The following is a 7,202-nucleotide window of genomic DNA, read 5'->3' as shown; positions in this document are numbered from 1 at the left end:
TAAACTGAGGGAGTTCTATAAGAAAAGCGAACCTTCTTCAAGAATCGCGCCCAATTCTGGAATAACTTCTGGGATTCTATCCGTTGGCCGGCGTCAGTGGCTGATGACGACCTTGCCGAAGTAAGCCCCCTGCTCCATGTAGGACACAGCAGCGGGTGCCTCGAGGAACGGGAAGACGCGATCGATGACCGGTTGCAGCTGGTGCGCTTCGATCACCCTATTCATGTCCTCCAGGTCGCTCCTGCTGCCGCCGCCAATCGTGCGCAGAGTTGCGCCGCTATAGGAGAAGTCGAGGAGGTTCATGCCAGTCGTGTCATGCGCGAGGTGTCCGACCAGCGAGATGACGCCGCGATATGCAACGCCCGCAATCGACTGAGCGATGGTCCCGGCACCACCGACATCTACGATCACGTCGGCGCCCCGACCGTTGGTGAGAGCGCGCACCTGGGCGCCCCAGTCCGGCGTGGTGGCGTAGTTGATCACGTCGCTCGCGCCAAGCTCGATCAGGCGCTCTGCCTTCGTCTCCTTTGAAGTCGTGGCGATCACGCGGGCTCCTGCGGCGCGGGCGATCTGCAGGGCGAACAGCGATACGCCGCCCGTTCCCTGGATCAACACCGTGTCCCCGGCACCAGCCCCTGCCAGGAAGCGAAGGGACAATTCCCTAAGTACAGCTAAGTTATGTCTTTTAAAAAGGTTAGAATGAATTTTTACTTGCACATGTTTTTCATCTAACTCTCCTTCTTGTAGACGAGTTAATTATGGATCCTAACAGCCCCTTTTATATTAAAGGAACGTTAATTGGCAAAAGAACTAAAGAAAAGACTAAAGCTTTATTATTGTTTTCTTAATTCTCCAAGTATCTCTTTAAAACGTTCTATTCCTTGACGTTTGAAAGCTCCATTGAAAAGAGGGTATTGAAGGCATTAGTTTAACTATGAAAAAAGCTTCCGTGGAAACCTTTTAATCAGAGATATGTAAAGTTATAACACATTTCTTAAGTTGACATCTTTTAACACATTTTTAAAATGTCCAATCAAATAGAATTACTCTTTTATAAAATATTAAAAAGCAGAGGAGTGATTATTTGAATTTATTGGACATAAAAGGATCATATGAATTGATCACTGGTTTGGGCAGCTGGTGTGGTCCTGCCCTCCATACAAAGAGGCATAATTTAAGAAGAAATTCATTTCCCTTGGATTGGGTTCAATCTGGTATTCTCCCTGAAGTAAATAGATTATTAAAGAATAAATTTGAGGGATATATGGAGTTAGAAAATATGCATGAGAAAAATATACTCGCTCATTTTGTTGATGATGGAAATGTTGTTTTTGAACCAGGGGGTACTCAACCATCAAAAGCACATTTTGTTCATGATAGTAAATATAAAATTGATTCCGTTCATGATTTTCCGATGATTCCAAACCAAGATTGGATTGTTCAATATCCAGCATTTAAAAATAAGCTGAATCACCGCATCCAAAATTTCCTTACAAAAATCCAACAAAGTAAAAATACTTTATTCATCAGATATGAGTGGTCAACGGCGAACTATGAAGATATTATTGAATTGCAATCTATTTTATCTCAACTTACAACGGGTAAGTTTAACCTGTTGTTTATGCAGCCTGTAGATGGTTTAAATGGAGTTATAGACATGAACTGGCCAAATGATGGGATTTGCTTTGTACAAGTTCCTCGTAATGATCCCAGTAATAATGCCATTTGGGATCAGATTTTAAAAGGAATAACTTTAACGAATTAAAAAAAATGATCGTTTTAGGCTGCCTTCTTCTATATGAAGTATTTTCAAATAAATATATTAAGCAGAGTTTCATTAATATAGGCAGGGTTTCCTGGCTTTTATTTTTTATTAAATACCTCGTATTAATATACAAAATGAGAAGTTGTCTTTTTTTCTAAAAAAATCAGAATAGAGCCATAAATGATTGGATGTAAAAAATTTAACCCAGCTAATCTTCTAATGTGAAGATAGCTGGGTTTTTAAAGTCGGGAGTCCAAAATAACACTTAAAATAAGTGCATATTATCGGTCAACGTGACACTTTTTAGGTTTGATATTTGATACTAAGTAATGATTGGATATCTTATAAAGAGGTTCATAACTTTTGAGTTATGACACTATCCGAAATCAAAACCGATTTCCAAGTTAGGAAATCTCCCTAAATTAAATTTATTAAACGAAACCAGCTAATAGGATGTCAATATCTTTCTCTAAAATTTTCAATTTCCTTATGATCTACTATTTTTGGCCATGCCAAAATACCCCTCTAAAATTATTTTAGGAGGATTTTCCTCTGTTCATTATACCGTTAATTAGGCTAAATCCAGGAACATTTCTTTTCTCCTTAATTAAGCGTAAATCCAATGAAGCAACTTATTAATAGAGGCAACGATTGACACTTTGGCAGGGATTCCTTCTGATTTTTTCTTATCATAGAACTTTTTTCCCTTGAACTTCTTATGCCGCATAGGACGGTAAGATACAGAGGATGACGTAGTCTGCTTGAACCTCTTTTAGTAGTAAGATTAATGGTTGTCGTAAACTTACCCGATGAGTGAACACTTGGATCTACTCCAGCGAACCTGCCCCGTTAGTTCATTAAAAACAAAAAAAGGACCCTTGGCCCCTTAAAAATACTTTCTATACAAGTCTCTCCGCATTGCAACACGTAGATATGCATATATTTTTGTGGTTTCACTTTTTTCATGACCCATTAAATTTTGAATCACTTCTAAAGGCGCTCCATTATTCAATAAATTTGTAGCGTAACTATGTTAAAGTATTAAATAACACCTATTGGTAGCTATCTTAAAAGAACTATTTTTAAATTATTTTAATAATAGAGTGTTCTCTTTTTCTAATTCATGACGAACTACTTCTCCTATACGCTTCATGCCCTCAAAGATTTTATCTTTAGGCATATTAGAGTAATTTAAACGTAAAGTATTATTCTTTGTGCCATTTGGAAAGAAAGGGGTACCAGGAACAAAAGCAACATTATTTTTCAAGCATTCAGCGAATATTTTCCTCGAATCAACAGGTTCAGGAAGCTCAATCCAAATAAATAATCCACCTTCTGGCTTACTATAGGTTATATTTTCCGGGAAAAATTCTTCGATACAAGTTAACATAGCTGTGCATCTTTCTTTATAAACAGCTTTGATTTTATTAATGTGCTCTTCGATATCGTAAAGTTCCATATACTTTGCTGTTATTCTTTGAGCAAAGCTGTCAGTGTGCAAGTCAGCTATTTGCTTAAAAGAAACATACTTATCAATAAAAGGCTTATCTGCACAAATCCATCCAAGTCGAAGACCGGGAGTAAAAATCTTAGAGAAGGTACTTATATAAATTACTCTACACTCTGTGTCAAAATGTTTCATAGGTGGGAGTGCCTCTCCAGCAAATCTTACTGCTCCATAGGGATTATCCTCTACAACCAGTACATCATATTGATTAGCAAGTTCAATCATTCTTTTTCGTCTTTCGAGTTTTAATGTGCGACCTGTAGGGTTTTGGAAATCTGGAATTGTATAGATAAATTTTGTGTTAGGATGCTCATGCAGCCTTTTCTCTAGCTCTTCCATAACCATTCCATCATCATCCATAGCTACTTCAACAAATTTGGCATTATATGACTTGAATGCGTTAATTGCTGCAAGATAGGTTGGGCTTTCACAAATAATCGTATCTCCCTCATTGATAAATAATCTTCCAGTAAGGTCGAGCGCTTGCTGGGACCCTGATGTGATAAGAACATTTTCAATAGTAGAGTTGATTCCGGTAACTTTCATCCTTTGACAAATAGCTTCTCTTAAAGGAATATATCCTTCTGTCGTACTATATTGAAGAGAAGCAGGACCTTCTTCATTCAATACAGCATTGCATACATCCTTAAGAGCTTCTACAGGAACAACTCTGGAGCTGGCAATCCCCCCGCAAAAGAGATGACTTCTAGTCTTGCTGTTACTTTTAGTATTTCTCTTGTCTCGGAAGATTTTACTAAACGAGCTCTCTCAGCAAATTTACTTTCCATTTATAAACATTCCCCTTTTTTTGTAACGTTTAGAAATTTTTTTAAAAGTTTATCAAGCTACCCATACTCTATTAATATCTTGAATTTTCAGTTACTTCTATTTTTTTGACCTTACTTTCTTTTCTAGTGGCATATATAACAATTGGAATAAGTAGTAATGAAAGCATAGCACCAGCAATTGAAAGGGTTGCATAACTAGAATGTGCTACAACGATTCCTGATAAGCCACCTCCCAATGCTCCTGACAAAGCAATCCAAACATCTACAGAACCCTGCGTTTTAGCCCTAGTAGATGGTGGAGTTGCATCCACTAGGATTGCTGTGCCGCTAATTAAACCAAAATTCCAGCCAAGTCCAAGTAAAGCAAGTGCTGTAATGAGGACTACCATCGAATCAACAGGTCCCATGGCAGCTAGAATGCCTGAAGCAAGTAGCGTAACGGCAGAAGCAATGGCCATAGCAGAACGGCCAATTTTATCAACAAGAAAACCAGTTACTAATGAAGGAAAAAACATAGCACCTATGTGAAATCCAATAACAAGCCCTACTTCATTCAAATCATGTCCATGGTGTCCCATATGTATGGGTGTCATCGTCATAATTGCCGTCATCACAAATTGAGTTAGAACCATTACTGATGCTCCTGCAAAAATTCCTCGCCTGTTTATCGATAACGTATTAGAATTTCCCTCTAAAGGTAAATTACTGGTTTTTCTTTGAGCATCTGATAATGCTTTTGCAACAATGAAGGGATCAGGACGAAGAAAAATTAATAGAACACAACCAGCTAGTATATAAGCTGTGGCAGCTAATATAAATGGACCAGCTAAAGAAGGAATTCCTATGGATACCGCAAACTCTCCCATTACCTCCACCAGGTTTGGGCCTGCAACTGCACCGAATGTGGTGGAAACCATGGCCATACTAATTGCCTTTGCCCTTTGTGTCGAGTTTGCCAAGTCAGTTCCTGCGTATCGTGCTTGTAAGTTTGTTGCTGATCCAGCCCCATAGATAAGCAGCGAAATAAATAAAAGTAGGATGCTATTTGTTAATGCTGAAATGACTACACCAATGGCACCGATACCTCCAGCCAAAAATCCTGTCGCAAGTCCAGAACGACGTCCAAATCGCTGAGAAAGACGTCCTACAAGCAGTGCAGCCCCTGCTGACCCTAAAGTAAATAACGCCGTAGGAATTCCCGAAACACTATCTGTACCTAGCATGTCTTGGGCTATAAGTGCCCCCACTGTTATTCCTGCTGCAAGTCCTGCTCCTCCAAAAATTTGGGATATGATAACAACTATTAAAGTTCTTTTATATAGTTGTTTTTGTTTTTCTGAAGAACTAATGTAGACTTGTAACCAATCTGGTTGAACGTCTGACTTTTTTACGCTATCTTGTACCACAATCTAACCTACCTTTATAGAAAGCTAATTTTATTTCATTTCATCCTCCAACTAGATTTCAAACATCTTATCACTATTAAAAAAACCATACAATATTATAATTGTATGGCAAACAATATTAGGTAAGATCGTTTAGTAAATGTTTAAGGATAATCAATCCTCGCTCAAGCTCTTCAAGCGTTTCCGGTGCACAGACAGAAACCCTTACAGCCCTCTCTGGACAACTATTTCCAACTACAAAACGTTCAGCTGCATACACTTGTACTCCCTGCTGTGCGGCTAACGTTTCAAATTCAGCACCTGTAATCTTGCCTGGTAATAGCAGCCAACGAAAGATGCCTGTTTCAGCACCTAAACACGTATAGTCTGCCAGCTGTCGATTTGCGATTTGGTTTCTGCGAATGGTTTGTTCCCGATGCCCCTCAATTAAGACTTCAAATTGATTCGATACAATCGTACGTGCTGTAAGTTCTGCTAGTAACGGGGAAACGGTTATATTTAAATTATAAAGTGCCTTTGAAATTGGCTCCTTAAATTGACTCGGTACTGCTACATAGGCTAGTCGTAACCCAGGTGCTAATGATTTAGATAAACTTGCAATATAGATGACCTGTTCTGGGGCGAATGATGCGACTGCTGGAAGTGGTTTTTTGTTGAGAAGATGATACGATGCATCTTCAATAACGAACTGTTTATACTTTTTGGCAATTGCTGCAATCATTTTTCGATTCTCAACAGACATAAAGGAAGCTGTCGGGTTATGATAATCTGGGATCAAGTAAATGCCTTTAATATTGTCATTTTTACACGCATCTTCAAAGGCAGTTGGACTCATTTCATAGTTCTCTGATTTTATCGGCACTATTTGCACACTAAGCATCGCTGCAACAGTTTTTAAACCAGGGTAAGTATGATGATCAACACCGATGCGATCTCCAGGCTTACAAAGACTCGCCAGTGTGGCAGCAATCGCATTTTGACCCCCATTTGCAAATAAAATGTGATCAACTGTTGTTTCGAACCCACCTCTTCGGATTAGCTTTATAGCTGCATCCTTTTGCCAAAGGCTTTCGCCTGCTCGACCATAACCAAACCATTTTTCATAATCTGTCTCTTGCAGCATACTTTTCAGTTGAAGTAGCAGTGGCTCGTAAGAAGCATTATCTGGTAGTGTTGCTCCCATTTCAATTAAATGCTTCGGCTTTGTATCTTCAAGTAAATACGCATTCGATAACGCATCATACGATACAAATGTGCCCCTTCCAACAGTTGCACTTAACAAGCCCTTTAACTCACACACTTTAAACGCTTTTGAAATGGTACTCAAATTTAAATCTAAATAGTCGGCCAGTTCTCGCTGTGGAGGAAGTTTTGTTCCAGGTAATAAAACTCCGTTTAAAATATCCTGTTCCAATTGCCCTGCGAGTGCTTGATAAATTGGCTTTTTAGTTTTATCAATCGATGGTTTCCAGCTCATAGGATAGTGTTCAAAAGAATTAATCGGCATAATAATACGCATCCTTTTTCATACAATTATATGATTGTGTGGTTTATAAAACAATTGTAATTTTCTTTTTATTTTATGCCTATTAGTGAATATCCGAGTAGCCAATCTTTGAATAAGACTACATCCTTAATTATGACCATTGAACCTTTTGAACTCCCTCAGTTTGATGCGAATATCTCTCGAATGCTCACTTATTCGCAGGATTTCATAACCCTTGTAATTGGACTTA

Annotated in this window: 5 protein-coding genes and 2 pseudogenes; 1 reads left to right on the top strand and 6 read right to left on the bottom strand. The window is 38.7% G+C overall.

The annotated features are described in order from the left end of the window. Positions 1-93: 93 nt before the first annotated feature. A complete protein-coding gene (locus tag J7J00_RS25490; RefSeq protein ID WP_214795718.1) occupies positions 94-612 on the bottom strand; it encodes a zinc-dependent alcohol dehydrogenase family protein in 519 nt (172 codons plus the stop codon). Positions 613-1,084: 472 nt separating this feature from the next. Here J7J00_RS25490 and J7J00_RS25485 point away from each other — a divergent pair, with 472 nt between their 5' ends. After that, entirely contained in the window at positions 1,085-1,765 is a 681-nt protein-coding gene (locus J7J00_RS25485) for a DUF1796 family putative cysteine peptidase (protein WP_214795716.1), read from the top strand. Positions 1,766-2,372: 607 nt separating this feature from the next. Here J7J00_RS25485 and J7J00_RS25480 read toward each other — a convergent pair. From J7J00_RS25480 to J7J00_RS25460, 5 genes and pseudogenes are all read right to left on the bottom strand, one after another. After that, positions 2,373-2,605, bottom strand: a pseudogene (locus J7J00_RS25480) (transposase); the annotation flags it as partial. A 46-nt stretch (positions 2,606-2,651) separates the two neighbouring features. Further along, positions 2,652-2,798 (bottom strand): annotated as a pseudogene (locus J7J00_RS25475) (tyrosine-type recombinase/integrase); the annotation flags it as partial. Between the two features lie 54 nt (positions 2,799-2,852). Then, complete coding sequence (locus J7J00_RS25470; RefSeq protein ID WP_286201572.1) at positions 2,853-3,899, bottom strand: aminotransferase-like domain-containing protein; 1,047 nt, start codon at positions 3,897-3,899, stop codon at positions 2,853-2,855. Between the two features lie 232 nt (positions 3,900-4,131). After that, on the bottom strand, positions 4,132-5,469 hold the full coding sequence (locus J7J00_RS25465; protein WP_214795720.1) for an MFS transporter: 1,338 nt from the start codon (positions 5,467-5,469) through the stop codon (positions 4,132-4,134). A 115-nt stretch (positions 5,470-5,584) separates the two neighbouring features. Continuing rightward, positions 5,585-6,973 carry an aminotransferase-like domain-containing protein gene (locus J7J00_RS25460; protein ID WP_214795715.1) on the bottom strand — a complete coding sequence of 463 codons (1,389 nt, stop codon included), beginning with the start codon at positions 6,971-6,973 and terminating at the stop codon, positions 5,585-5,587. Positions 6,974-7,202: the final 229 nt, after the last annotated feature.

Source organism: Bacillus sp. ISL-4 (genome assembly GCF_018613275.1).
GTDB classification, from domain to species: Bacteria; Bacillota; Bacilli; order Bacillales; family DSM-1321; genus Peribacillus; species Peribacillus simplex_E.
This window is presented reverse-complemented; position numbering and strand designations above follow the sequence as displayed.

Coding starts and splice junctions, on each gene's coding strand:
- J7J00_RS25460 (WP_214795715.1), bottom strand. CDS start 6,973: ATGCCGATTAATTCTTTTGAACACTATCCTATGAGCTGGAAACCATCG.